This is a genomic window from Sporosarcina sp. PTS2304 (assembly GCF_003351785.1).
Classification (GTDB): domain Bacteria; phylum Bacillota; class Bacilli; order Bacillales_A; family Planococcaceae; genus Sporosarcina.
This window is the reverse complement of record NZ_CP031230.1, coordinates 2,569,976-2,592,374: the sequence shown is the minus strand read 5'-3', so window position 1 is coordinate 2,592,374 and position 22,399 is coordinate 2,569,976. Positions and strand designations below refer to the sequence as shown.

Annotated in this window: 18 protein-coding genes and 2 riboswitches; of the genes, 8 read left to right on the top strand and 10 right to left on the bottom strand. The window is 42.8% G+C overall.

The genetic code is table 11. From position 1 onward, the window contains the following. Both DV702_RS12465 and DV702_RS12460 read left to right on the top strand, forming a co-directional pair. The gene (locus DV702_RS12465) at nucleotides 1-615 is read left to right on the top strand and encodes a response regulator transcription factor (protein ID WP_114925038.1); all 615 of its coding nucleotides are present in this window, start codon (nucleotides 1-3) and stop codon (nucleotides 613-615) included. A gap of 14 nt (nucleotides 616-629) precedes the next feature. Further along, the gene (locus DV702_RS12460) at nucleotides 630-1,937 is read left to right on the top strand and encodes a D-serine ammonia-lyase (RefSeq protein WP_114925037.1); all 1,308 of its coding nucleotides are present in this window, start codon (nucleotides 630-632) and stop codon (nucleotides 1,935-1,937) included. A gap of 813 nt (nucleotides 1,938-2,750) precedes the next feature. Here the strand turns inward: DV702_RS12460 and thiW are convergent. The 4 genes from thiW to thiM are packed head-to-tail and all read right to left on the bottom strand — an operon-like array spanning nucleotide 2,751 to nucleotide 5,522. Beyond that, nucleotides 2,751-3,239 (bottom strand): energy coupling factor transporter S component ThiW, encoded by a 489-nt coding sequence (gene thiW / locus DV702_RS12455; RefSeq protein ID WP_114925036.1) that lies wholly within the window; start codon nucleotides 3,237-3,239, stop codon nucleotides 2,751-2,753. A gap of 11 nt (nucleotides 3,240-3,250) precedes the next feature. Next, nucleotides 3,251-3,913 carry a thiamine phosphate synthase gene (thiE, locus tag DV702_RS12450; RefSeq protein ID WP_114925035.1) on the bottom strand — a complete coding sequence of 221 codons (663 nt, stop codon included), beginning with the start codon at nucleotides 3,911-3,913 and terminating at the stop codon, nucleotides 3,251-3,253. Then, entirely contained in the window at nucleotides 3,913-4,728 is an 816-nt protein-coding gene (gene thiD, locus DV702_RS12445; RefSeq protein WP_114925034.1) for a bifunctional hydroxymethylpyrimidine kinase/phosphomethylpyrimidine kinase, read from the bottom strand. Before thiD ends, thiE begins: the two co-directional genes overlap by 1 nt. A gap of 23 nt (nucleotides 4,729-4,751) precedes the next feature. Then, nucleotides 4,752-5,522, bottom strand: a complete 771-nt coding sequence (thiM, locus tag DV702_RS12440; RefSeq protein ID WP_114925033.1) for a hydroxyethylthiazole kinase — start codon at nucleotides 5,520-5,522, stop codon at nucleotides 4,752-4,754. Nucleotides 5,523-5,584: 62 nt separating this feature from the next. Further along, nucleotides 5,585-5,687, bottom strand: a riboswitch (TPP riboswitch). 191 nt (nucleotides 5,688-5,878) lie between these two features. Between thiM and DV702_RS12435 the strand changes: the two genes are divergently transcribed. Further along, entirely contained in the window at nucleotides 5,879-7,075 is a 1,197-nt protein-coding gene (locus DV702_RS12435) for a DUF3238 domain-containing protein (RefSeq protein ID WP_114925032.1), read from the top strand. A gap of 86 nt (nucleotides 7,076-7,161) precedes the next feature. On the opposite strand, the gene DV702_RS12430 is transcribed toward DV702_RS12435, so the two are convergent. The 3 genes from DV702_RS12430 to DV702_RS12420 are packed head-to-tail and all read right to left on the bottom strand — an operon-like array spanning nucleotide 7,162 to nucleotide 10,856. Beyond that, the gene (locus tag DV702_RS12430) at nucleotides 7,162-8,307 is read right to left on the bottom strand and encodes a Ger(x)C family spore germination protein (protein WP_114925031.1); all 1,146 of its coding nucleotides are present in this window, start codon (nucleotides 8,305-8,307) and stop codon (nucleotides 7,162-7,164) included. Further along, nucleotides 8,304-9,758 carry a spore germination protein gene (locus DV702_RS12425; RefSeq protein WP_114925030.1) on the bottom strand — a complete coding sequence of 485 codons (1,455 nt, stop codon included), beginning with the start codon at nucleotides 9,756-9,758 and terminating at the stop codon, nucleotides 8,304-8,306. Before DV702_RS12425 ends, DV702_RS12430 begins: the two co-directional genes overlap by 4 nt. 6 nt (nucleotides 9,759-9,764) lie before the next feature. Further along, nucleotides 9,765-10,856, bottom strand: coding sequence for a GerAB/ArcD/ProY family transporter (locus DV702_RS12420; protein WP_114925029.1), 1,092 nt, complete (start codon nucleotides 10,854-10,856; stop codon nucleotides 9,765-9,767). A 247-nt stretch (nucleotides 10,857-11,103) separates the two neighbouring features. Here DV702_RS12420 and adh point away from each other — a divergent pair, with 247 nt between their 5' ends. Both adh and DV702_RS12410 read left to right on the top strand, forming a co-directional pair. Beyond that, on the top strand, nucleotides 11,104-12,645 hold the full coding sequence (gene adh / locus DV702_RS12415; protein ID WP_114925028.1) for an aldehyde dehydrogenase: 1,542 nt from the start codon (nucleotides 11,104-11,106) through the stop codon (nucleotides 12,643-12,645). A gap of 44 nt (nucleotides 12,646-12,689) precedes the next feature. Beyond that, on the top strand, nucleotides 12,690-13,046 hold the full coding sequence (locus tag DV702_RS12410; protein WP_114925027.1) for a DUF779 domain-containing protein: 357 nt from the start codon (nucleotides 12,690-12,692) through the stop codon (nucleotides 13,044-13,046). Between the two features lie 965 nt (nucleotides 13,047-14,011). Here the strand turns inward: DV702_RS12410 and DV702_RS12395 are convergent. Further along, nucleotides 14,012-14,413, bottom strand: a complete 402-nt coding sequence (locus tag DV702_RS12395) for a thiol-disulfide oxidoreductase DCC family protein (RefSeq protein ID WP_114925024.1) — start codon at nucleotides 14,411-14,413, stop codon at nucleotides 14,012-14,014. 166 nt (nucleotides 14,414-14,579) lie between these two features. Between DV702_RS12395 and DV702_RS12390 the strand changes: the two genes are divergently transcribed. Together DV702_RS12390 and DV702_RS12385 are read left to right on the top strand one after the other, a co-directional pair. After that, nucleotides 14,580-14,780: a hypothetical protein gene (locus DV702_RS12390; RefSeq protein WP_114925023.1), complete on the top strand. Its 201-nt coding sequence runs from the start codon at nucleotides 14,580-14,582 to the stop codon at nucleotides 14,778-14,780. Between the two features lie 127 nt (nucleotides 14,781-14,907). Next, the gene (locus DV702_RS12385; RefSeq protein WP_205407179.1) at nucleotides 14,908-15,291 is read left to right on the top strand and encodes a hypothetical protein; all 384 of its coding nucleotides are present in this window, start codon (nucleotides 14,908-14,910) and stop codon (nucleotides 15,289-15,291) included. A 384-nt stretch (nucleotides 15,292-15,675) separates the two neighbouring features. Here DV702_RS12385 and metH read toward each other — a convergent pair whose 3' ends face one another. Next, nucleotides 15,676-19,116: a methionine synthase gene (gene metH / locus DV702_RS12380; protein ID WP_114925022.1), complete on the bottom strand. Its 3,441-nt coding sequence runs from the start codon at nucleotides 19,114-19,116 to the stop codon at nucleotides 15,676-15,678. Further along, nucleotides 19,097-20,956 carry a bifunctional homocysteine S-methyltransferase/methylenetetrahydrofolate reductase gene (locus DV702_RS12375; RefSeq protein WP_114925021.1) on the bottom strand — a complete coding sequence of 620 codons (1,860 nt, stop codon included), beginning with the start codon at nucleotides 20,954-20,956 and terminating at the stop codon, nucleotides 19,097-19,099. The genes metH and DV702_RS12375 overlap by 20 nt, the downstream gene beginning before the upstream one ends. Nucleotides 20,957-21,124: 168 nt before the next feature. After that, nucleotides 21,125-21,236, bottom strand: a riboswitch (SAM riboswitch). Nucleotides 21,237-21,401: 165 nt separating this feature from the next. Here DV702_RS12375 and DV702_RS12370 point away from each other — a divergent pair. Continuing rightward, complete coding sequence (locus DV702_RS12370; RefSeq protein ID WP_114925020.1) at nucleotides 21,402-21,599, top strand: hypothetical protein; 198 nt, start codon at nucleotides 21,402-21,404, stop codon at nucleotides 21,597-21,599. Nucleotides 21,600-22,399: the final 800 nt, after the last annotated feature.

Genomic DNA, 22,399 nt, shown 5'->3' with positions numbered 1-22,399 from the left:
ATGATCCGCATTGTCATAGCAGAAGACCAAAGAATGATGCTAGGTGCGTTAGGGTCGCTGTTAAATTTGGAAGAAGATATGGAAGTTGTCGGCATGGCAAAGAATGGTCAGGAAGCGGTGGATCTAGTGAGAAAGCTGACACCTGACATTTGCATAATGGATATAGAAATGCCGATTAAAACGGGGCTAGATGCGGCAGAAGAATTGCAGGATCTTGATTGCCAAATTATCATTCTGACGACATTTGCCAGAACAGGATATTTTGAACGTGCACGAAACGCAGGTGTCCGAGGGTATTTATTGAAAGACAATCCAATTGAAGAACTCGTCCGGTCGATTCATTCCATAATTAAAGGTGGACGAATTTATGCACCTGAACTTATTGATTTAGCCTTTGATATGAAGCAAGAAGAAAAAAATCCACTGACGGAACGTGAAGCGGAAGTTCTGAAGCTGATATCTGAAGGTAAAACGACGAAGCAGATTGCCACTGAGTTGTTTTTGTCACCAGGAACTGTACGCAATTACGTCTCAACAATATTAGATAAATTAGGCGTGCGAAATCGTATTGAAGCGATTTCCATGTTCCAAGAAAAAGGCTGGTTTAAACAATAGGGAGGTACGAACAAATGAATTGTGATTCTCCAAGCGAATGGATAGAAAAACTACCATTATTGCAAAAGGTAGTAGATAGGGAGGAAGTGCTTTGGTGCAATCCTTCTATTGAAAAAGTGACAAGTGGATTGGCTAAAGCAAGTGTATCTGACGCGGAAGTGGCAGATGCAAGCGAACGATTGAAGCGATTTGCCTCTTATCTTGCTGCGGTGTTTCCAGATACTGCAAAAAGTCATGGCATTATCGAATCACCGATTACCTCTATTCCCAAGATGAAAAAAGTGCTTGAAACAAAGTATGCAACGGCTATTGCAGGAAAGCTGTTAGTAAAGCAAGACAATGCACTACCTATTTCAGGTTCGATTAAAGCGCGCGGCGGGATTTATGAAGTATTGAAGCATGCCGAATCGCTGGCAAGTCAACATCACTTGCTTAATACGATGAAAGACTACAGTCAATTTGCGAATCCAGCGTGTAAAAAACTGTTTTCTACATATAAGATAGCTGTCGGGTCGACTGGAAATTTAGGATTAAGTATTGGAATTATGAGTGCAAAGTTAGGATTTAACGTCACGGTTCATATGTCTGCAGATGCTAAGCAATGGAAAAAGGATTTATTGCGTTCAAAAGGCGTGGAAGTCGTGGAGTATCTTGACGATTATAGTAAAGCGGTGGAAGAAGGCAGACGTCAAGCAGCTACGGATCCGACTTGTCATTTCGTGGATGACGAAAATTCGAAGGATCTTTTTATGGGTTATGCGGTGGCGGGTGCGCGTGTGGCAGAGCAACTGAGAGAACAACAGATCAAAGTCGATGCAGACCATCCTTTATTTGTATACTTGCCTTGCGGAGTAGGTGGGGGACCTGGCGGTGTGGCATTTGGATTGAAGTTAGCTTTCGGGGATCATGTACATTGTTTATTTGCGGAACCTACACATTCTCCTTGTATGATGATCGGCATGATGACAGGTCTGCATGATCAAGTCTCTGTCGCAGATTTCGGACTGGACAATCGGACGATAGCGGATGGCTTGGCAGTTGGAACTGCTTCTGCATTTGTCGGCAGAATAATGGAGCCTTTGCTGACAGGATGTTATACAATCGAAGACCAAACGTTATTTAATTTGTTAAAGAATTTAGCGGATAGTGAAAACATTTGGTTGGAACCTTCTGCACTAGCGGGAATGACGGGGCCGATACATGCTATACAGGCTAATTTAGTAGAAGCTAATTCGCCTCAAGCGACTCATATAGTATGGGCTACAGGGGGAAATATGGTACCTGTAGAAGAAATGCAAAGTTATTATGAGGCAGGAATATAACTCGTGTTATTTCCCGGGAAATCGACAACATGCTTTTGAAGAAACCATACCTTTACTTCAAATCATGCTTGCTAAATTAACCATATGACGTATCATCTGTCCATTAACTTGAAAACGAGTTAGGCGATGGATAGAAGCGGGCGATTTTGGCTGGTTGATATACAGTGACTATGGCAATTAAATGGAGTGATGCTAACTTAGATTGTCTTGCGGCTTGCGCTTCCAGACGATACGCTTTTCGGAGTGGGCGGTGGACCTCGCAAAAGTGCGAGTTACACCTGTCAAAAGCAAAGATGTGCTCCTTCTCGCTACGCTTCACTCGCAAAAGCCGTCCTCCGCTCTGATCCTCCCGGAGTCGATCGTCTTCCAGCTTCAGCCGTACTTAATGTGTGCAAGACAGTTTGATAGCTCTTTGTAGATGGTGAAAACCAAGTAGAGTTGTCTGATATAATCTGACCGTTTTTGAAGTTAAAAAGCGGTGGAGTGTTGCTAGCTACTATGACTGTTTCGATGGACTGAGTGGAAAAAGCAATGACTCTATATATTCAGTCAGGTAATCTAAAGCTTCACCCACACTGTTCAGAAAGCGGAACTTACCATACTCTATTTCTGGACGAACACGAACTGACTTACGAACACTAACTCAAGGATTCTCCCGGAAGAACCTGCGACTCCTAGAGGATCAGTCCGCCGCGCCCTCTCAGGAAAGCGTCCGGTTCTGCAGGGAGAATCCTAAAACGTATACTACTTTACTGCCCCTCATTTTTAAAAAGACACCCCCCTTTTTAGCTAATTAACAGACTTTGCTGGCAACTACTGCAAGTTCTGGAACATCTTCAGCTTTAAAAGGCGAGGTGCTAGTAGTAATCCGATGATCGTACCGCTAATCGTTGATACGAGAAACGGCGGGAAAAAGAAAACTGCCGTAACTGTCGTGCCCATTAAGATTTTTGCATAAGGAACAGCAAAAAGTGGGGCGATAAGACCTGTACCGAGAATTTCTCCCAATCCAGCACTCCAATTCTTTTTAAACGCTTTATAAAGTATACCTGCCAACAGCGCTCCGATCATACCGCCTGGGAAGGCCAGTAGCGAGCCAGTTCCCGTCAGAACTCGCACAAGACCTGTCAGGAAAGCTACAATGACGGCAGGGATAGGTCCCATAATGATAGCTACGATCACGTTCACCGCATGCTGAATTGGATAAGCTTTAGCAATACCGGCAGGAAATGAAACGAACGCAGAACCGGCGACTGCAATCGCAACGAACATCGTCATGTAAATCATTTTACGTGTATTCATAAGTACCTCTTTTAGCTATTCAATAAGAATTTTAGTTTTTTTGAAAATGCTTCTGTAGCATGTAAAGAATCTTCAGCTGAAGCAATTGAGGAAATAACTGCAATTCCATCAGCGCCAGCATGAATAATTGACTCAACGTTCGTCATGGATATTCCGCCGATTCCAACAATCGGCATAGTCTGGAATACTGAGCGGATTTCCTTTAGTAGCTCGGGTCCTACTACAGCGGAAGCGTCACCTTTTGAAATGGTTGGATAAATAGGACCTAGTCCGACATAATCAGCGCCAATCGATTCAGCTATTCGCACTTCTTCAACATTATGAGTGGAGACACCTAGCCACTTATCAGATCCAATACGCTCGCGCACGAGAGCAGCTTGTTCATCGTCTTGACCGACATGAACGCCATCTGCATTAAGTGCTAGCGCAAGGTCTACGTCGTCATTGACGATAAAAGGTACACGGTAGACTCGGCAGAGGGCCTGGCATTTTCTTGCGAAGTTCAGCAAGTTTTCACCTACTAATGCTCCTGGCCCTTTTTCGCGCAGTTGAAAACAAGTGATCCCTCCGCGAAGGGCTGCTTCTAGCACGGCCATTGGTTCTTGGTTTCCAACGTTTTGAGTTCCCATAACAAAGTATAAACCCATCGCTTTTTTAACTTCGGCGTTTCGCATTAGCGCATCTCCTGTTTCAATTGGCTATATGCCCAGTGGTTTGTCGGTCCGTGTCCAGAGCCGAGGCGCAGTCCATTTTCAATCGCTGCCTGAATAAATTGTTTAGACTCAGCAACAGCATCAGGCATAGAGTAACCTTTTGCTAAAAAACCTGCCAGAGCCGCTGCGAATGTGCAGCCTGTACCGTGTGTATCTTTCGTATGGACAAAAGGAGTCGTCAGCGTAAACGACTGACCTTCACGATCAAGATAATAATCTCGCGCTTCTAATACATCGTTACGGTGACCGCCTTTCATCACTACCGCTTTTGCGCCCATGTCGATAATGATTTGCGCGGCTTGTTGGATTTCTTCGTCTGTAACAATTTTCATACCCGTTAATACTTCTGCTTCAGGGATATTCGGTGTCACAATGGTAGCTAATGGAATCAAGTGTTCTTTCATCGCTTGAATTGCTTGTTGCTGTAATAACGATTGTCCACCTTTAGCAATCATGACAGGATCAATGATTAAAGGGATAGGTGGATATTCTTTCAGGACAGAGGCAATCGCTGTAATAATTTCGGCTGAGAAAAGCATGCCGGTCTTACAGGCCTTTACATCAAAGTCGTCCAATATTGCGCGAATTTGTGCAACGACGCCTTCTGTTGGAACGGGATATACTCCATGTACTCCGAGCGTGTTTTGAGCAGTAACAGCCGTTAAGGCAGAGGTGCCAAATACGTTTAACTCTTGAAACGTTTTTAAGTCTGCTTGGATTCCTGCTCCGCCACCGCTATCTGAGCCTGCGATAGTTAGCGCTACTTTCACTGTCAATGAAAAAACCTCCTTCAAATTCCTTATACTAAGAACGTTTTTGGTTCCCGGTCTAACGTATGTAATGTGTTTAAAAAATTCACAGCAAAATCACCAGGACCTGTTGAGATTTTCGCCGTTTCTTCTCCTGCACGTTTATAGAATGACAATGCTTCTGCTGTTGCTTCCAGTGGACGTTCCATTCCTGCAGTTAAAAATGCACCTACGACAGAACTGAGTAAGCAACCAGTGCCCGTAATATTCGTCATCATAGGGTGCCCTCCTGTAATAGTTAGGGTAGTATGTCCGTCCGTGACGATATCTACTTCACCTGATACTGCTACGAGACATGCATGTTCACGAGCCATTACCTTAGCGATTTCTTCTACATTTGCGTTTCCTTTTCCAGCATCCACACCTTTAGCGTTCCAAGGGATATCAGCTATAGCAGCCAGTTCACCAGCGTTACAGCGAATTACGGTTACGTCCACTTCTGTTAACACACGTAGAACGCTTGATTTGCGAAATGGCGTAGCGCCTGCACCAACGGGATCCAAGACGACAGGTTTCCCCGCTACACGAGCACTATTTCCAGCTAAAATCATTGCATCTACTGTTTGTTGCTTCAACGTGCCAATGTTTAAGACACTGCAAGCTGATACTTTCGCTATATCTTCTGCCTCTTCAATTGCATCCGCCATAACAGGGGAGACTCCCATAGCTAATAGTCCGTTAGCTTGGAAATTCGCCACAACGAAATTGGTAATACAATGAATCAGAGGCTGTTCATTTCTAAGTTGTTGTATAAGTTGCATGTTTCTCTTCCCTTCTGTAAAGGTATATATACAAAAAGCCCATACAAGGATGGGCGGTTGGGTATGCGTACTACCCACTTCCCTCCGCTAGCATTTACTAGATCAGGTTCCAAGGGTTTGTATAAAAACATCTCAGCCAAAATGCCGGCACCCCTAGTGGTGAATATCAATGTGACAGCTTAAGTATAACATATCCGACTACAAGGATAAATCGATACCGGAATGAGAAGAATAGTTTATAGGAAAATGAGTGTTTGCACATACGAATGAGAGCGTAACGATATGTCATATGTTGCATAGAGCGTGGGAAAAAATTCGTTGTATGAATTGAAATAGCCAAAAAGGAGTAGATAGAAATGGAAAATTTATTTGAGATTCAAAAAATGAGCCATACATTGGATGAACTATCTTTTACTTGGACGGACAGCGGAGGGATTTATCGAGTGTACCGAAATGAGCAGCAAGTCTATGAAGGTACTGTTGCTAAATTTACTGACGATACACTTGATACCGAACATCCTTTTACATACACCGTTGAACGTGTAGAGGAAGGTCAAGTAAAAGACGTGATCGTTATTCAGACATCCGCTTTAACGGAAGTGAGGGAAGATGAGCATCCATTACAGCGCTTAGTCATTACAACAATTGCTGCTTCTTCTCAAATCGCGCTATCATGGGAACGGATTAAAGGAGTAGAGGCGTTTGATATTTACCGTAACGGAAAATTTGTACAAACAGTAGAAGATAACCGCTTCATAGATCGGGAAACATCTGTTTCCGAGTCTGTCACATACAGCGTATCTGCTAGCCGCCCGTTAATTGACAGCAATCAGCAAATGAATGTTAGTAAATCGATTGCGGCCACTATATTTGACGCTGTAGTTCCTACTAGTTCTGATAGTAAGCCGACTGAGGAGATTTATACTTTTACTATACGCGTCAATCGACGTGATGAGTTATTGCGACCCGTTGCAGACCGTAAGCGAGCGACGAGTGTGAAAGAATGGAAATTCCGCTATACAACATTTCTCCAGGAAGATATATTAAAAAATCCTAATCTGTTGTCACCGTATGCCTACTTCACAGGGGACGACCGCACGTTTGATCCAGAAGGAAAGAGTTTTCGTACGCGAGTCGATATGCAAGGTAAATTTACGGAAAACGAAAGCACGCTTACGTATACGAAAGCGACTGGACCTACAATCGGTTTGAATTATGTAAAACGTTATAAAGACCATGACCATGCTTCGGTAGATGATATTGTCATCGAACGATTAAATGAGAAAAAGTCAGATATTCATTTTGCGATTTTACATGACGTAGCCAACCCGTTGACGACTTCGCCACCTATTCACTATGAAGTCACTGGACAAATAGATAAAGAACGAAACATAAATTTAGTCGGCTATCATAATATTTCGCCTCATCATGAGATTTATTTAGCACTTGACGAAGAGGAATGGCGAACAGTGCACCGGGCTGAAAGTGAAGGGTTAGCGTACTTGTCAGGTGTGCCGGGAGACAACTATTGGCGCTATATGACATGTAATTAATATGTTCAAATAAAGCCAAATCATGCATGAAGACATATGCATGATTTGGCTTTATAAATGCTAAGGATCGTTCACTTCTTTTTAGATTATCTTTTAATGGTCTCTTTATATGATTTTCGATCAGATGTTAGCTTGGTAACTTGAACAGTTAACTTGCCAAATGAATCCTCTGTTAAGTCGAGGGCTCCATCTTTTTGATACTTTTTCCATGTCTGCAGTTCTTTGCGGTATAGTTGCTCGGAAAATCTATAAATATCGATATCTTTTTCTATAGCGTCATAGTAAGTATCCATAATTTGATCATGTACTTCCTTCTCGATATTTTGTTTAATTTGTTTTATAGAGGCTTTACCTTCGATTGTACTTAAAGTTGCTTGTAGTTTCACCGTGACATTGAACGTAATACCGTTCGTAACGACGGGTGTGATTTTCACTTTTACATCTTCAATGATGACACCCAGTTGACCCGCTGTTTCTATTGAGAGATTAAGTTCACCTCGTTTTGTTTCATTTGTCATCCATTGCAATCCGCGTGCGTTATCACCAGCGATAAATCCTTTTAAGCCATTACGTGAGATGACTCCAAGTCCTGACAAGACAGGTGCTTTTATCGGTTCATCTATAGATTCCCAGTTTTCTTTTACTGAAATGAGGGGAAGTGCGGCTTGATGTCCTGGCTCATCCAGACCGATGAGAAGTTTACGAATATTCGTAGGATAAATAAATGATTCTTGTTCGAATGAGTTCTCAGGATCACTGAGTTTGGAAAGTGTAACGGATTTATTAATGACAGGTCTCACTAACAAAACATCTTGCAAAGCATCACGTGTAGTATAAACCCAAATTTGGTAGCGAGTTTCTCTGTAGCGGATAAAGCTATCGATCACAGGGCTTAACTGTACACTTTTTAATGCTTCTTCCGAGAAGACTAAGTATGAGAAATGACCCCAAAATATTTTTTGATCTACAGAGTGATATAACTCAGTAATGGCACCATCCATTGTTTCTCCGGAAGCGTACCCAATCTCAACTTGTGGCTGGTCAGAAGAAGGTTGTTCTGACTTGGCGGTATTAGAAAAGTCAATTATTTGGGCATAGACTTCAACTTTTCCATCTTTATAGTCGATCCCCATTCCGTTAATGTAAAGCATTCGCTCAGGCTCATTGGAGTCCCAGCATCCGGCTAATAGAGCGATCGGTAATAGAATAATGCAAACTATCGATTTACTCATCGATGTTCCTCTTTTCTGCGCGTCTGATCTTCAGGGTTCAACATAGAAGGACGTTTTTTATAAGCTGTAGCAGGTAGACGAAAAATCGTTTTAGTCAGAGTATTCCAAGTCAAATCAGCAGTAATATTTAAATAAGGTACGCCAAATGTTCTAATATGAGCTAGGTATAACAGGACGAAAAAGAATGACAAATAAAAACCGAACAACCCCATAACGCCGGTTAAAATAATGGAGAAAACTCGTAAAATACTGATTGATGTGACGACTGACTGATTGACCAATGTGTAAGAAGCGATTGTAGAAGTCGCAATAATTACGATCATGGCAGGACTGGTTAAACCAGCGCGAATAGCTGCATCTCCAATAATAATACCTCCAACAACCCCGATTGTACTTCCAATAACAGAAGGTAGACGTAAACCGGCTTCTCGAAATAATTCAAATAAACCGAGCATCAGCAACATTTCAAAAACAGAAGGAAATGGAAGACCAATATTCGCCTGTACGACAGTGGATAGTAACTGTATAGGTATTTGATTTTGGTGAAATGTAGTAAGTGCCAGCCAAAATGAAGGAAGAAGAAGCCCGGCAAATAAGCTGACAGTACGTAAAAGTCGCTGAAAAGAACTAAAGAATACGGTATTTTCATTATCCTCAGGCGATTTCAATAATAAAAATAAGTTTACAGGTATGACGATCGCATAAGCGACGCCATCCATCATAATGACGAATCTTCCTCTAGCCAATGATTGAATAGCGTTATCCGGTCTGCCGGTAGTATCAGAAGTTGGAAACAGTTTAGTACTGCCGCCCATATTTTCCATGAGTAATTCTCCACTAAATACAATATCGACATCAATTGACTGCAAGTTTTGTCTGATTTTCAACAGTGTTTCTTTGCTTGCGATATCGTCAAAGTAAAGAAGGGCTACGGTAGTCTTTGAGCGTTTTCCTAATTCGAATTTTTCTACACATAAAGAATGAGTGGGCAACCGTTTTCGAATGAGCGCAATATTAATAGCAACATCCTCGATAAAGTTGTCGCGAGGTCCTTTGACAGGGATTTCCAAGCGTGTTTCTTCAGGTGAACGATTAGGCTTTTTGGAAATATCGCTGGCAAACAGCATATCCGTATCTTCAAAATACAGCAGGATATTTCCGGTATATAATAGCGTGATCAGTTCCGTTCGAGTTTTCGGTTGACTCAAACTAGGTATGTGCAAATAGGAGTCGACAGCTTCTTCAAGAACTCCATTCGTTGCGTAATTGCATACGAGCCGGACGCGTGGAACAATCACTTCGTTTAGTAGCTGAGAGTCAATCATTGCTTCACAAGTGATGAAAACAACAGATTGTGAATAGAAAGTATAATTTTGAAATCGAATATCCGCTGATTTGTGGAATAAATATTTTAATGTATCCAGCGTGATCGGCTTTTCTGTCGATTGCATAGTATTTCACCTTTTCTTTTTAGAAGATCTACTGGAAACAAAAGCAACGAGTCCAAAGAATAAAGTAAGTGTAAACAGGAAGAAAAAAGTGATGATTAATAGATAGTCCCCTTTAATTTTTAGAAACAGATGGTCACTTAATAACAGCAAAGATAAGCTTAAAAACAAGAAGGGCGGGGCAATAAATTGCCAAATGCATTTTCGGTTACCGGTTATTTTCAATAAATCTATCGCTATGTACAACAACAAGCTGATACGTATGAATCCACCAGTTAGCCATTGATAAATAGAAAAGAAGTCTAGATGTTCAAAATACCGACCAATCGCTACGAGACCCCATTCCTCGTAGGCGGGGTACCGTTGTTGTGAGGCTTCATTAGGACCGAACTCTGTAATGGCGCCAATAAGCGGTCCTATTGTTAGTCCGACTAAAATAAAAAGCATGACAGCGAAGTGCCGCCAGCGAAACGGATCCTTTACTTGATGTTGAATAAAGAGAAAGAGCATAATCTCCACAAAACCGGAGCCAGGATAGATAGCAGACTTGGCAACAGGTAACACACCATGTTCTAAAAAGGGCATTAATAAGAAATAGTCTTTTACTTGCAAATTAGTGAATGCCACAAAGAAACCCAAAATAACGACCCAGAATAACACCAAAGCATTCATTATTACGATCGTTTGTAAATTTGTCGTTACCACCAAAATGCATAGAAGACTGTAAACTACCAGCAATAAAATAATGGGTGTTTTAGATAAAAACGTGGCATTAATCCATTCGAGTGTTTCAGTCATCGTAAAGACAGCTAAAATAAGCAAAAAAGCACTAGTTGTATAACGAACAATCGCAGAAGGTACCTTGCCGATGACGGAAGTTAGCCAATCTCCCAAATGAATTCGCTGCGATCGCTTATGAATATAAAGAACGAGGAATAACCATGGTAGAATTACGGTAGTAGCGAGTAAGACGGACATCCACCCATCCCTACCTGCATCTTGTAAAAGTGAAGGTATGATTGTCACATGATTTTTCAACCCTATAACTGTCATCGATAAAAAGATAACGTGTAGCACACTAATGGAATTTGAATTTTTCAATGCAACCCCTTCTAACTAAAAGTAATTTCCATTAGCATTCCCAAAAAAGCTGTATTTTATAATGGCTTTAAAAAATCGGATGATAATTAGTTGAAAGAATTTGTAAGTTCCGCTAGAATGATAGATAATTCTTGTAAGCGCATTCATTTTGCATATAGCTAATGGGATATTCATACGATAGCGTTGTGTGCAATACGAGGGCACTGAAATACAAGCTAAAATGAGAGAATAGGGAGTGTGACGCAGTATGGTACAAACTTCAGAACATCAGGTGTATGCGAATCCGAATACAGAAGGTGCAAAGGTTCATTTTAAAGAACGCTACGAAAATTTCATCGGTGGCAAATGGACAGCGCCTGTGAATGGTCAATATTTTGATAACCCAACACCTGTGACAGGAAAAGTATTCACCCAAGTGGCACGTTCTACAGCAGAGGATATCGAACTCGCTCTTGACGCAGCACACGCAGCAAAAGATGCATGGGGCAAGACATCTGTAACAGAACGATCGAATATTCTATTGAAAATTGCAGATCGTTTAGAGGAAAACTTGGAAATGCTTGCGATTGCCGAAACGTGGGAAAATGGTAAAGCAGTTCGTGAAACATTGAATGCAGACTTGCCACTGGCGATTGATCACTTCCGCTATTTTGCTTCCGCTATCCGTGCGCAAGAAGGCGGCGTCAGCCAACTGGATAACGATACGGTAGCCTATCATTTCCACGAACCGTTAGGGGTAGTCGGTCAAATCATTCCTTGGAACTTCCCTATACTAATGGCAGTTTGGAAACTCGCACCGGCGCTCGCAGCAGGAAACTGTGTGGTATTGAAACCGGCAGAACAGACTCCAGCTTCTATTCTAGTATTGGTGGAGTTAATTGAAGATCTGCTTCCGGCGGGCGTGCTTAATGTTGTCAACGGCTTTGGTCTAGAAGCTGGAAAGCCACTAGCATCCAATCCGCGTATTAGTAAAATTGCCTTTACGGGAGAAACGACAACAGGGCGCATGATTATGCAATACGCATCACAAAATTTAATTCCTGTGACATTAGAACTTGGCGGGAAATCTCCGAATATTTTCTTTGAAGATGTTATGGCGGAAGACGACGCATTTTTGGATAAAGCCATTGAAGGATTTGTGATGTTTGCTTTAAACCAAGGGGAAGTATGTACATGTCCATCGCGTGCATTAATTCAAGAATCGATTTACGATAAATTTATGGAACGTGCACTGGAACGCGTAAAAGCGATCAAAACAGGCAACCCGCTAGATCCAACAGTTATGATGGGCGCCCAAGCATCTACAGAGCAATTGGAAAAGATCCTTTCTTATTTAGACATCGGTAAGCAAGAAGGTGCGGAATGTCTGGTAGGCGGGGAACAAAATATGCTCGATGGTGATTTAAAGGACGGTTATTACGTCAAGCCGACTGTATTTAAAGGAAATAATAAAATGCGTATTTTCCAGGAAGAGATTTTTGGGCCTGTCGTAGCGGTAACAACATTTAAAGACAAAGAAGAAGCGTTGGAAATCGCAAACGACACACTTTATGGATTGGGCTCTGGTGTTTGGACACGTGATATGAATACGGCTTATCGTTTTGGACGCGGTATTCAAGCAGGTCGTGTGTGGACAAACTGTTATCATGCATATCCTGCACACTCTGCATTCGGTGGCTATAAAGCATCCGGTATCGGAAGAGAGAATCACTTACAGATGTTGGCGCATTACCAGCAAACAAAAAATATGTTAGTGAGCTATAATGAAAGCAAGCAAGGATTCTTTTAATCGAATCTTTTTAAAGGATCCGCAGTGAAATGGAGGAATCCACCATGCCAGATCGCGTAACGGCAACGGACGAAGCGCTAGCTCTAATTGAATTGCTGAAAGAAAAGCATGGTCCTTTAATGTTTCATCAATCAGGCGGTTGTTGTGACGGGTCTTCTCCTATGTGTTATGAAGAAGGCGATCTACTCATCGGTGACCAAGACGTTTTGCTAGGCTATATTGGCGATGTTCCTTTCTATATGATGAAAAGCCAGTACGAGTATTGGAAACATACGCAATTGATCATTGATGTAGTAGATGGCCGGGGGGGAATGTTTTCACTCGAAGGCGTCGAAGGTAAACGCTTCTTGACCCGGTCCCGCGCGTTTTCAGATGAAGAATACAAACAGTTAAGTCTATAAAACAACGGAGCTGTCCGGAAAGTCAGGGATATCTGATTTTCTGTGATGGCTCTTTCTTTTGGGAATGTAAAATGAGTGTACGTGTGAGGATTCTCCCTACAGAACTGGACGCTTTCCTGAGGGCACGCGGCGGACTCGCCAAAAGTGCGTTGGCGATTACGCCTGTCAAATGCCAAAATGTGCTCCTCCTCGCTACGCTTCACTCGCAAAAGCCGTACTTCGCAACGGCTATCGCTGATCCTCCAGGAGTCGCCGGTTCTTCCGGGAGAATCCTTGAATTTGTGTTGGGAATTCAGTTCGTGTTCGTCCAGAAGTTGGAGTGAGCTAAGTGACTTCTCCTTTGGTGGTGCAGAAAAATAGTATACGTGTGAGGATTCTCCCTACAGAACCGGACGCTTTCCTGAGGGCACGCGGCGGACTCGCCAGAAGTGCGTTGGCGATTACGCCTGTCGTGCTGATCCTCCAGGAGTCGCCGGTTCTTCCGGGAGAATCCTTGAGGTTGTGTCCGTAAGTCAGTTTGTGTTCGTCCAGAAATTAAGTATGGTATGTTCCGCTTCCTGAACAGTGTGGGTGAAGCTTTGGATTACCTGACTGAATGCATATAGAGTCATTTCTTTTTCCATCCAGTTCATCGAAGCAGTCATAGTAGCTGATAATACTTCACTGCTATCTAACTTTAAAAGCGGTCGCATGGTATTAGACAAGTCCACTTGGTTTTCACCCCCTACAAAGAGTGATCAACCTGTCTTGCACACACAAAGTACGGCTGAAGCTGTAAGACGATCGACTCCGAGAGGATCAGGGCGACAGGTGTAACTCGCTGTGCACTTTTGCGAGGTCCACCGCGCCCCCTCCGGAAAGCGTATCGTCTGGAAGCGAAAGCCGCAAGACACTTCAAGTCATCCTTGCTCCATCTAACAAACGAACATGAAGTAGCAGACAAGCCATTTTTAAGTCGTTGCTTATTAAGCGATAAAACGTTTCCGCTCTTCTGGTGTAGGCAACATACAAGAAAGCTCCTTCTTACCGAACCATTTATAACGATTTTTGGCAACGTAATCATATACGCGATTGCGTAGACTAGGGGGGACAATAATAAAAAGAAAAGCTAAGTGCCAAAGTCCGTCTAGCTTCTTCGCAATTCGTAGCGCAGCACCGGATTTCGTATAAGCCTTGCCATTTTCGATTAACACTAGACTATCTACATCGTCAGGAATATGATATTCTTTACGGAGCTTTTTTCCGATATCATCTTGTAACGAAGCGAAAGAAAAGTGCTGATAAGGATCACGTTTAATGATGAATTGTACACTTGCATCACAAAAGTTACATTCACCGTCAAATAATACAATTCGATTTCTATTCATATATGTTCTCTCCTTAAAAATCAGTCATACGTTATTATACCCAGTTCTAGCAGTCTTCACTCATTATAATTAGTCAGAATATTTGATTTATTTTTAGAGTTAGGTATAATAGAAGTGAGATACTGTGGAAGCCTTGTGAAAAATTTGATAGAAAGGGTGATAAAGTATGGGACGTCCATTCATTGATCCGGCAGAATTGGAGCTACGGAGAGATTCAGACTTTTTACGCTCTCTAGATATGGTTGACGAAGGTGCACCAGTACAAAATGCATTAAATGAATGTGAGAATACTATTAAAAAGCTAGAATTAATTGAAATGATGAAAGGGTTTGAACGACCAGCAACACCTAGAAGTTGTGAACTATAAAGAAAAAGTAATCCGCCTTGTATTAACTGGTAGGATTACTTTTTTATTATCGCCAAATTTCTATATCTCTTGGCGCTAGCCCGTAGGAGGCGAGCGGACTCGCATGTAATAAGGTATAGGAGGTGAGATGATGAATCAAGGACAATGTCACGGAATGTCAGGTCATCACCACGGAATGCCGGGCCCACATCATGGAATGCCCGGTCAACAACAAGGATTCCCGATGCAGCCAGTTGTTTGCCCGACTCAATACCGTTTTAATGATTGTTTTACTACACAAGAAATTCCTTATATTCATCCAATCGTAAACGTGAATCGTCATAATATAGTAGGAGTACCGCAGCACTATTATACAGAGACGACGGAAAACGTTATGGGTTCAACTATCATGCCAGGTAGAGGACCACAAGGACCGGGATTCGGACCGGGAATGGGACCAGGATTTGGACCAGGACAAGGTGGAATGTGGGGTGGCGGAGGTTGCGGTCGTCGTAGAAGATGCGGTCGCTAATTTAAGTAGAAAGAAACCGCAGTCTCGAAAGTGAGACTGCGGTTTTTTTATGGTCGTTTCGGTCAAGCTAGAAAGGCAAAGAGCGCCTTTATAGCTTGCCCTCCAACGCCTGTCGAGGCTAAGCGGCGTCTTTCTCTTTAGTTGACATCCAGCTACAACGGCTAGAGTCTCGGGTCAGAAGCCAAAGCTGCTATGTGGCAAAGAGCGCCACGTCGCATCTTCGCCATCTGCCTGTCGCCTCTGTGCAGCCGTTTCCGCTTTAGTTGACATCCAGCTACAGACGCCAGCCTCTCGGGTCGTTTCGGTCAAGCTAGAAAGGCAAAGAGCGCCTTTATAGCTTGCCCTCCAACGCCTGTCGAGGCTAAGCGGCGTCTTTCGCTTTAGTTATTCTACGTTGAAGTACCTGGCGTCTGGGTGTGCGAAGACGATGGCGGAGACGGATGCTTCTGGTTCCATCATGAATTCTTCGGTTAGGACGACGCCATGGTCTTCGGGTTTGATGAGGCCGAAGAGTTTGGCTTGGTCTTCTAGGTTCGGACACGCCGGGTAGCCGAATGAGAAGCGTTGGCCTTGGTATTTTGCTGCGAAACGTTCGCGCATAGTAAACTCTGTTGGGTCGGGGAATCCCCATTGGTCCCGGATTTCTTGGTGAATTCGTTCTGCGAATCCTTCAGCCAATTCCAAAGCCGTCGCTTGAAATGCGTGGCTTTCTAAGAATTTTCCTTGTTCTTTAAGTTCGTTCGCGTATTGACGCACGCCTTTTCCGGCAGTTACTTGCATGAATGCTACGTAATCCATTTCCCCGCTGTCGACTGTTTTTAAATAGTCCGCTAGGCAAAGGAATGGTTCTTTTGCTTGGCGTGGGAATGTGAAACGCTCGATTTCTGTTTTTGAATCTTCGGGATCATAGATAATGACATCGTCTCCATCTGCCTGGGCAGGGAAGAATTGATAAATCCCGGAAGCCGTCAGTTTATCAGATTTTAAGAACTCCGTAACCATTTCGTGAAGTTGCACCGCCCGTTCTTCTTTTTTTGCTAACATGCTATCCACATTGCCGCGTAGACCAAGGTGATGACCGATTAATGTGCGCATGTTTACATAAGGGTGTAAGTGGGCGACTGAATAATCTTTGACGACACGTCGGCGTAAGTCAGTTGGAACGAACACAGGGACATCGGTACGAACGGTTTTTACCGGACGGGGAGCAACGGCTACCTTTGTAGCGCCACGGCTCGCTTTGATTGCATCGTTCGTTTCGCGCTTTTCGAGGCTCTCTTGCAATTCATCAAGAAGAGCCTCTTTGCCTTCGCTCTGCAGTCTGTTTGCTAAATCTAATCCTTGCATAGCATCTTTCGCAAAAATAACCGGGCCGTCATATTCAGGTGCAATTTTTGTTTCTGTGAATCGTCTAGTCAAAGCAGCTCCTCCGACCATTACGGGTAAGTTGATGCCCGCTGCTTTAAAGTCTTGTGCGGTAATAACCATTTGTTGTGCGGATTTTACGAGTAAGCCCGATAAACCGACAATGTCTGGCTTTTCTTTACGAATGACATCGATTAAAGCGGCAGGTGTCACTTTAATCCCGATATCGATTACTTTAAATCCATTATTACTTAAAATAATATCTACTAAGTTTTTACCGATATCGTGAACGTCACCTTTTACAGTAGCTAAAATGATTTTACCTTTTCCACTGTCGTCCTCTTTCTTATCCATAAACTGTTCAAGATATGAAACGGAAGCCTTCATTACTTCAGCACTTTGCAGAACTTCCGCAACAATTAATTGATTGTCGTTGAATAGACGACCAACTTCAGCCATTCCATTCATTAAAGGTCCATTAATAATATCAAGCGGTGTATCGTATGTGTTCATAGCTGCTTCTAAATCAGTAATCAGACCTTCTTTCGTACCTTCTACAACGTAGTACGCTAATCGTTCAGGTACTGTTTTTGGAATATCGTCTTCCGTCTTTTCTTTTTTCTTGTCTCGGTAAAAGTCTGCGAAGTTTGCTAGTGTTTCATCCGTTGTTGTAAATAATAGATCATTCGCCAACTTGATTTCTTTCTCAGGAATAGAGGCAAAACGTTCGAGTTTTTCCGTATTCACAATCGCGTAATCCAACCCTGCTTGTGTACAGTGATACAAATAGACGGCATTTAATACTTCACGGCCCACTGGAGGCAAACCGAATGACACGTTACTAACACCGAGAGTTGTTAATGTACGAGGTAAAGCTTCCTTGATTAATCGAATGCCTTCAATTGTTTCGACAGCGGAACCGATATACTGCTCATCGCCTGTTCCGACAGGGAAAACAAGTGGATCGAAAATAATATCTTCTGGTGCAATTCCCCATTTATTGACGAGTAAGTCATAGGAGCGTAGCGCGATTTCCAGTTTACGTTCTCTTGTCACAGCCATTCCTATTTCGTCGATTGTACCTACAACAACAGCTGCGCCATACTTTTTGACGAGGGGCAATACAGCGTCAAAACGTTCTTCGCCATCTTCTAAGTTAATAGAGTTAATAATGGCTTTCCCTTGAGAAAACTTCAATGCTTCTGCAATGACATTTTCATCTGTAGAGTCAATGACTAAAGGAACTTTCACCTTTTTCACAACTTCTTTCATGAAACGTGTCATATCATACAACTCATCACGGTCTGGGTTAGCTAAACAAATATCCAATACGTGTGCACCGCGCTTTACTTGGGCACGGGCAATTTCAGACGCTTCTTCAAACTTCTCGTCAACGATCAGTTGTTTAAATTTACGTGATCCGATAACGTTTGTACGTTCTCCGATTAATAGAGGACGTAATGTATCGTCATAAAGCAAAGGCTCGATTCCCGAAATCGCATGACCGTGAGATTCTTCCGGCATTTTGCGGGGCGCCTTATCTTTAACCGCTTCGCGAATAGCACGGATATGATCAGGTGTCGTTCCGCAACATCCACCTACCATATTAAGCCACCCTTTATCTGCAAAGCCTTCAAGTTTCTTTGATAGAGACTCAGGGGACTCATGATAATGACCTTCCTCGTCAGGTAATCCGGCATTTGGATAGCATGTAACATAGCTAGTCGCCAAGTCTGATAATGAACGCAAGTGGTCAGTCATAAATTCAGGACCCGTGGCACAGTTCAAGCCTACTGACAGGGGAGTGACGTGTTCAATAGAGATGTAAAATGCTTCAATACTTTGACCCGCGAGTGTTGTCCCCATTGGTTCAATGGTACCCGAAATCATAATAGGCACTTCGCGTCCAAGCTCCTCAAAAGCTTTCTTTATACCGATCGTACCTGCTTTGACGTTTAACATGTCTTGACTGGTTTCCATCAACAGTAAGTCACAACCTGCAGCTACAAGTGCTTTTGCCTGGACGTAAAAGTCATTGGATAATTCATCAAATGTAATACCGCCAGTAACGGAAAGTGTTTTAGTAGTCGGTCCGATAGCGCCAGCGACGAAACGCGGCCATTCAGGGGTTGAATACTTATTCGCACTTTTCTTCGCGATTTCAACAGACTTTGTGTTGATTTCATCTGCACGATGACCGAGGGAAAATTCATTTAGAACGAGTGGAGTTCCACCAAATGTGTTAGTACAAATAATATCTGCGCCAGCCTCCAAGTATTCATCATGAATTTTCTCTAAAATATCAGGTCGTAATACGCTTAAGTACTCATTACAACCGTCGTATTCTTCGCCGCCGAAATCTTCTGTAGAGAGGTCTTCTGCTTGCAGCATTGTCCCCATCGCGCCATCAATGATAAGGATTCTTTTATCTAGTTGCTCTTCAATAGGATGTCTCTGCATGTGTCAATTCCCTCTCCTTCTTTTCATCTAACTCTTTAATGTACTCATACAATTCAAGTGTCATATCGTAGCGCAAGAATGGTGTAATCAAGTAGATGCCGTTGAAATACTTTGCAGCCGTCTCGATTAACTCTTTCGCAATTTCAATACCTGTCGCGGTAGATTGCTCTCGATCATCTCCGCACTCACGCATTCTTTCCAATACTTCCTCGGATAACTTAATCCCCGGAACTTCATGATGTAAAAATTCAGCATTGCGAATATTCGTCAAAGGCATAATCCCGATGAAGATAGGAGTATCTAAATGTTTCGTAGCTTCATACACGTCAATAATCTTTTCTTTCGTATAGACAGGCTGGGTAATGAAATAATCTGCACCGGCTTCGATTTTCTTCTCTAACCGCTGCACCGCCCGCTCAATAACACGCACGTTCGGATTGAATGCGGCAGAAACAGAGAAGTTCGCTTTTTTACGCAAAGGCTTACCGGAGAATGAAATTCCTTCGTTCAATTGTTTAATCAACTGCAGTAATTCCATACTGGAGACATCATAGACACTTGTAGCTCCTGGGAAGTCGCCTACTTTTGTCGGATCACCGGTAACTGCCAAAATGTCATGGATACCTAATGCGTCAAGTCCCATTAAGTGTGACTGTAGGCCAATCAAATTGTGGTCACGGCAAGTTAAGTGAACGAGTGGTCGAATATTATGCTGCATTTTAATGATCGAACCCATCGCCATATTGCTAATACGTGGAGAAGCTAATGAGTTATCTGCCATTGTGACAGCATCAACACCTGCGTCATATAAAAGGTTGGCGCCTTTAATGTAATCTTCAGTCTCTAAATGGCGTGGTGTATCGAGCTCTACGATAACAGTGCGTTCTGTTTTCGCTTTTTCATGAAGCGGCTGATGTTTAACTGGACCGGCTTCTTGAATAATTATTGGTTTTGCAGGTGCTACCACTTTTTCAGTGACAGGAGCCAATCCTTCCAAGCGTGTTTTTGCTGCTTTAATATGCTTAGGCGTTGTGCCACAGCATCCGCCGATTAAACGAACACCCTGATCACGTAGTAACACTGCAGCACGTCCGAAGTACTCGGCTTCTGATTCGTAGACGATTCGGCCGTCTTCAACGTCTAGCAAGCTTGCGTTAGGGAAAGCCGATAAGAATGCTTTATTCGGCAATGTGACGTTTTCGAATGCCTGTATTGTATGGTAAGGCCCTAGGCGGCAATTCACTCCTACGATATTTGCGCCGAGTGATTCTAACTGGTGCAGTGCATCATTTAATGAAAGACCATTTTGCAGGACACCTGGATCATGCATGGAAACTTGAGCGATTAATGGAACGTCTGTAATCTGACGCAATGTAGTAACGACAGACGAAAGTTCCTCAAAGTCATAATACGTCTCTAATAGTAAGCCATCTGGATCACCTGAAAGTAATGCATTAGCTTGTTCCAGCACGACTTTCTGGATTTCGTCTAATGAAGCATCGCTTTTTCTAATGCCACGCAAACCGCCGATTGTGCCCAGTACAAATTGTCCCCCAGGTGCTGCAGCACGTTTTGCAATTTGAATAGCAGCTTTATTGAACTCTGTAACGCGGCTTTCCAATCCGTAACGAGCCAATTTCACCGCATTCGCACTATACGTATTCGTTTGAATTACATCTGCCCCCGCAGTAATGTAATCTTGGTGAATTTTTTCGACAATTTCAGGTTTCTCTATATTTAGTTCCTCGTAGCAATAATCAATTCCGTATGAATACAAAATCGTTCCCATTGCCCCATCCGCTGTGAGGACATTTGTTTGAAGTTTCTCTAGCAATGACATGATCCAGTCTCCCCTTTATCTTTTATAATCCAGCTGCATCCACATACGCTTTCACTTAATCTGACAGACTGTGAAGCTACTAGCGGTTTGAGCGGTATCTACTACTTTTTGATAATCAAAAAAAGCCTTCAAGAAAAAGAAGGCTTTGTAATCTAAACGACTAGTTCCCTCTCATCTTTCAGTCTGCCCTAAGGACATACCGCTGGAAGTAGCACCTTGCCTACTATGGCTGGTTGCTGAAGCGTCGACGGGCCAGTCCCTCGGCTTCTCTTGATAAGATATGTTTCTTATTAAATTATTTCGATAATTCTAATTCATATCATAGCGAGTTTGTCGGTAATCGTCAAGTGAACGTTTAGTGAAGTTAGTAAAGAGGCGTGAGTGCATAGAGAAAATGGGCAAGATGTGATAAAATTAAAAGAATAACTTGAAAAGGTGAGCGATTATGCAATTTTTTAAATACTCGGTTCCGATTGCTTTTTTAGTCGGTACGATTGCTTGGATTATGTTAGGTACTAGTTATGAAGAAGTTCCTTATGATTCGCGTGTTTATATTACATTTGCTGCTGCTATATTTAGTGGTGTCATTGCTTTTGTTTTATTCAGGAAAGAAAAAGAAGAAAAAATTGATGAAAAGAAGTAAAGTTATGCCGTTTCGAACTGTAACCACACTCTAAGGTAGAGTCGGTTACAGTTCTTTTGTTAATTTCAAGCCTATTGTTTCTAAAGAAAGGAATGATCTTTTGGAAATGAGATGCTTTTGACAAGAAATTGTAGAGGTGGTGTTTGTTTAGAAGTTGGAGTGGGGTAAGTGACTTCTTCTGTGCAGTGCGGAAAAGTAGTGTGCGTGCTAGGATTCTCCCTCCAGAACCGGACGCTTTCCTGAGGGGACGCGGCGGACTCGCCAGAAGTGCATTGGCGATTACGCCTGTCGTCCTGATCCTCCAGGAGTCGCCGGTTCTTCCGGGAGAATCCTTGAATTTGTGTCGGGAAGCCAGTTAGTGTTCGTCCAGAAATTAAGTATGATATGTTCCCCTTCCTGAACAGTGTGGGTGAAGCTTTGGATTGCCTGAGTGAATGCATATAGAGGCATTTCTTTTTTCACTCAGTTCGTCGAAACAGTTATAGTAGCTAACAACACTTCACCGCTATCTAACTTCAAGAGCGATCACATCATATTAAACAAGTCTACTTGGTTTTCACTACCTACAAAGAGGTATTTAACTGTCTTGCCTACACAAAGTACGGCTTGCGCTGGAAGACGATCGACTCCGGGAGGATCAGGACGACAGGTGTAACTCGCAACGCACTTTTGCGAGGTCCACCGCGTCCCCTCCGGAAGGCGTATCGTCTGGAAGCGCAAGCCGTAAGACACTCCCAGTCAGCCTCACTCCATCTAACTCCACTGTATTCGGGCAATCAAAGTCGCACATTTTTTCTATC

Coding starts and splice junctions, on each gene's coding strand:
- DV702_RS12465 (WP_114925038.1), top strand. CDS start 1: ATGATCCGCATTGTCATAGCAGAAGACCAAAGAATGATGCTAGGTGCG.
- DV702_RS12460 (WP_114925037.1), top strand. CDS start 630: ATGAATTGTGATTCTCCAAGCGAATGGATAGAAAAACTACCATTATTG.
- thiW (WP_114925036.1), bottom strand. CDS start 3,239: ATGAATACACGTAAAATGATTTACATGACGATGTTCGTTGCGATTGCA.
- thiE (WP_114925035.1), bottom strand. CDS start 3,913: ATGCGAAACGCCGAAGTTAAAAAAGCGATGGGTTTATACTTTGTTATG.
- thiM (WP_114925033.1), bottom strand. CDS start 5,522: ATGCAACTTATACAACAACTTAGAAATGAACAGCCTCTGATTCATTGT.
- DV702_RS12435 (WP_114925032.1), top strand. CDS start 5,879: ATGGAAAATTTATTTGAGATTCAAAAAATGAGCCATACATTGGATGAA.
- DV702_RS12430 (WP_114925031.1), bottom strand. CDS start 8,307: ATGAGTAAATCGATAGTTTGCATTATTCTATTACCGATCGCTCTATTA.
- DV702_RS12425 (WP_114925030.1), bottom strand. CDS start 9,758: ATGCAATCGACAGAAAAGCCGATCACGCTGGATACATTAAAATATTTA.
- adh (WP_114925028.1), top strand. CDS start 11,104: ATGGTACAAACTTCAGAACATCAGGTGTATGCGAATCCGAATACAGAA.
- DV702_RS12410 (WP_114925027.1), top strand. CDS start 12,690: ATGCCAGATCGCGTAACGGCAACGGACGAAGCGCTAGCTCTAATTGAA.
- DV702_RS12395 (WP_114925024.1), bottom strand. CDS start 14,413: ATGAATAGAAATCGAATTGTATTATTTGACGGTGAATGTAACTTTTGT.
- DV702_RS12390 (WP_114925023.1), top strand. CDS start 14,580: ATGGGACGTCCATTCATTGATCCGGCAGAATTGGAGCTACGGAGAGAT.
- DV702_RS12385 (WP_205407179.1), top strand. CDS start 14,908: ATGATGAATCAAGGACAATGTCACGGAATGTCAGGTCATCACCACGGA.
- metH (WP_114925022.1), bottom strand. CDS start 19,116: ATGCAGAGACATCCTATTGAAGAGCAACTAGATAAAAGAATCCTTATC.
- DV702_RS12375 (WP_114925021.1), bottom strand. CDS start 20,956: ATGTCATTGCTAGAGAAACTTCAAACAAATGTCCTCACAGCGGATGGG.
- DV702_RS12370 (WP_114925020.1), top strand. CDS start 21,402: ATGCAATTTTTTAAATACTCGGTTCCGATTGCTTTTTTAGTCGGTACG.